The organism is Aeromonas sp. A35_P, assembly GCF_002259925.1.
Taxonomy (GTDB): domain Bacteria; phylum Pseudomonadota; class Gammaproteobacteria; order Enterobacterales; family Aeromonadaceae; genus Aeromonas; species Aeromonas dhakensis.
On record NZ_NEVB01000173.1, the window covers coordinates 1 to 2,665 of the forward strand.

Sequence of the window (2,665 nt, forward strand, 5' to 3'; positions counted from 1 at the left end):
CGCATGAACATGCCCGGCAGCAGCAGCTGATGAGGGTTGGGGACGATCACCCGCAGGGTCACCATGCCGGTGGTCTCATCCACGGTCACATCGGAGAACTGCAGTGAGCCCTCTTCACCGTAGGTGGAGCCATCTTCCAGCTGGAAGCTCACCCGGGCGCCTTTCTGCTCGTCCTGAGTCAGCTTGCCGGCCGCCACCTGACGCTTGAGGCGCAGCAGATCGGCGGTGGACTGGCGCACGTCCACATACATGGGATCGAGCTGCTGGATGGAGGTGAGGCTGTCGGCCTGCTGGGCCGTCACCAGCGCACCCTCGGTCACCGCAGACTTGCCGATGCGACCGCTGATGGGGGCCGTGATTCGGGTGTAGGCCAGGTTGATATTGGCACTTTGCAGCGCCGCCTTGGCGGCACCGATCTCGGCCAACTGCTGCTTCCAGGCCGCGTCGGCGTCGTCATACTCCTGGCTGCTGATGGCCTTCACCTTTACCAGCTCGGCATAGCGCTTGGCCTTGAGGCGGGCGCTCTGCTCGTTGGCCTGCGCCTTGGCCAGGTTGGCCTTGGCACTGGCCACCGCAGCCTGATAGACGGCGGGGTCGATCTGGTAGAGCAACTGACCGGCTTTGACGTCGCTGCCCTCGGTAAAGAGGCGCTTGAGAATGATGCCGCTCACCTGGGGGCGCACCTCGGCGACCCGCAGCGGGGCGCTGCGGCCGGTCAGCTCGGTGGTGAGCTGCAGCGGCGCCGTGTGCAGGGTGACGACATCCACAGTGGCGGGTTGCATCTCCCCCGGCTCTTGCTGTGCGCGACCTTGTTCACCACAAGCTGTTAACAGGACAAGGCCAACTGAGCACATCAGAATGCGTTTACGCATATATCGTCCATCCTAACAGAAAAATAGTTTAGCATTCAGGAAATGAGTTGCTGGTGTGAATTTAAGAGTGTTAAGAATTTTGATCACTCAAATGAGAATTAAAAAAACTGAAGGCAAACGTCCATTTTTGCCTTCAAAAGAGCAGAAAACACAAGAGTTGACATATCTGTAGGCATTGACTACTGCAGATACCTTGTTAATTTAACTAAATTAAATACGCACTGAACATCAGCATATTCCCAAACTGTAGAAGGCATTATCTGACATTCGGCATTTTGATTTATGCCGATAATTTCTCTTTAACGAGAATACTTTCTATATTGCAGGGTTCAAGTGGCACTCTTTTTGGCGTTATTTGAAACCCTATATCGTCAGGGAACTCTACCCTTTGATCTTGGCCGATTTAGTTGACTCAGCATGAGTTTGCTGACATAGGAGCGTCAATGCGGTGGTCGAATCGTTCTTCCGCTCGCTGAAAAAGAGCGCATCAGAAAGCGGATCTACAAAACCCGCGATCTGGCTCGCGATATCTTCGATTACATTGAAGCGTTTTAAAAGGCTATGTCCCAATTACGTGTTGCATGGGGCGCCCCAGCGCCTCATGCAAGCAACGTGAGATATTCACTTCACCCCCATAGCGCTCCAACATCCTGCGCCAACCCAGATAATTCCTCAGATAGTGGGTCGCTACCCCATGGAACCGTTCCATCCACTCCTTCAACCGCCTGTGGTAACCATTCACATGCTGGATGTGATACGCCCCCACCACTCGCTCTCCCGCACGGTTGTGCACCACTTGATGTGTTATCCCCAGTCCCTCGCTGAAACTCGCATACACCCCAGCGCCATCGCTGCACAGGACGGCATCCGGGGCGATAAGCGGCTCAAGCACCGCCTTCACCGCCCTGGCATTCAGCCGTTCTAACTGGAAATCAGCCTGGTGGCCTGCTCGGTCTTGCACCACCATCACCGGGATGTAATCCGGCCCTGTGCCTCGGGTACGGCCTTTGCCTCCACGATGGCGGGCCGGGCGAGGTAATCCGCGCTGGCCTTTGAAAGATTCCAGGAAGAAGGTCTCATCGACCTCGACGATACCCTCTTCCCGTACCGCCTGGTGGCTGGCCATGGCCTTCAGGAAACGGTGACGCCACAAAAAGGCGGTGTTTTTACCGACCCCACAGCGGAGCGCCGCCTGCCGGACAGTCAGACCGTCGATGAGGGCCTGTGCATAGTCTTCCCAGCATTGTGGCTTGCGAAGTCGGGCGAGAGGCGTGTTGGTGAGCACGGAACTGGTGCGCAGACACTGCTTGCAGCGATAACGACGCAGCCCTCGAGACCAGCCCCAGAGAGCCAGCTGTGTGGTCTCGGCCTGGCAGTGAGGGCAACATTGGCATACGGGGAGTTGAGTGGCCAACGAGGTGATGGGGTGAGGGGTGGTGAGTTCATGTTGCGCGAGACGACGCTGACGCAAAGTGAGCAATGGGAAGAGGGACAGTAGATGTTGAAAGGCTTGGGTATCCATGATGGCGGCCCTCAAGGTGATGACCTACTTCAAGGTTAGCCTTTCAACACATAACTGGGACAGAGCCTTTTAAAACAGGGTCAAACGCCACAGTCACCTTGGTGGCGTCAGTCCGGAGGCCTTCGAACGGTCCTCGTCGTGAGGACAGGAAATATCTACTGTCGTGGGGTCAGTCCATACACCAAGTTTATGAAAAGTCTAAATTTGATGCCGTAGGATGTGCACTGGTGTCAGGTGATAACTAGAACGGTACACGATATCGGCTCTAGGG

The 2,665-nt window shown here is 55.9% G+C and carries 2 protein-coding genes and 1 pseudogene; 1 reads left to right on the forward strand and 2 read right to left on the reverse strand.

Features of this window, described 5'->3' with window-relative positions:
• A partial coding sequence (locus tag CAK78_RS10635; protein ID WP_094697239.1) for an efflux RND transporter periplasmic adaptor subunit occupies window positions 1-872 on the reverse strand: 872 nt, incomplete at its 3' end.
• Between the two features lie 442 nt (window positions 873-1,314).
• Between CAK78_RS10635 and CAK78_RS22655 the strand changes: the two are divergent.
• A pseudogene (locus CAK78_RS22655) lies at window positions 1,315-1,424 on the forward strand (IS3 family transposase); the annotation flags it as partial.
• A gap of 7 nt (window positions 1,425-1,431) precedes the next feature.
• Here CAK78_RS22655 and CAK78_RS10640 read toward each other — a convergent pair.
• Complete coding sequence (locus CAK78_RS10640; protein WP_094697238.1) at window positions 1,432-2,394, reverse strand: IS1595 family transposase; 963 nt, start codon at window positions 2,392-2,394, stop codon at window positions 1,432-1,434.
• Window positions 2,395-2,665 lie beyond the last annotated feature (271 nt).